The sequence below is a fragment of the Wolbachia endosymbiont of Drosophila baimaii genome (genome assembly GCF_028982185.1).
Lineage (GTDB): Bacteria > Pseudomonadota > Alphaproteobacteria > Rickettsiales > Anaplasmataceae > Wolbachia > Wolbachia pipientis.
Genome location: NZ_JAPQLE010000161.1, coordinates 1 through 580 on the forward strand (window position 1 = coordinate 1; position 580 = coordinate 580).

Below are 580 nucleotides of genomic sequence, written 5' to 3' on the forward strand. Positions count from 1 at the left end.
AAAAACATTCCTCTATTCGAATCCTTTCGTCGTGCTGTTGATTCTGCCTTCCTATGACCTGTTCGGACTATTATGAGAAATGCTATATATTGGATATTTGGGTTTCTTACTGTATCAGAATGATTGGAGCTACTTCCTGCTGTACCAGAACGGCTAGAGCTATTTTCTGAAAATGAAGGCAACGCAGCCCTTAAAGGGGAGGAGATAAACTGAAAAACACCTTTAACAGCATCTATCCATGAAGACGGCTTACTTGCTCCGCTTGTAGCTCCTATTTTGTTATAGCCTATTTCGTCACTTTGCGATGAATTGTCTGATGCATTATCATAAGATAGATCACACTTAGCTTCTTTTGTAATACTATATTGTACATCACGCTTCTTGCGAGTAGATCCACAATCCTCAATTTTCCATTGACATGGACTATCTTTGCCCCTGGCCTCCAAGTAAATACTCTCCTTCTATCCCTATCATGGCTAAGATAATCACTAGCAGGATATAAATACTCATTAAAATAAGTGCTTTTTATATATATGTTGTTACCTTCAGGTTCAAATTTCCATTGACATGAACTATCTTT

1 pseudogene is annotated in these 580 nt (G+C 37.8%); it reads right to left on the reverse strand.

Annotated elements, in window-relative coordinates:
* Positions 1 to 446: pseudogene (locus tag OZD66_RS05205) on the reverse strand (hypothetical protein); the annotation flags it as partial.
* Between the last annotated feature and the right edge of the window lie 134 nt (positions 447 to 580).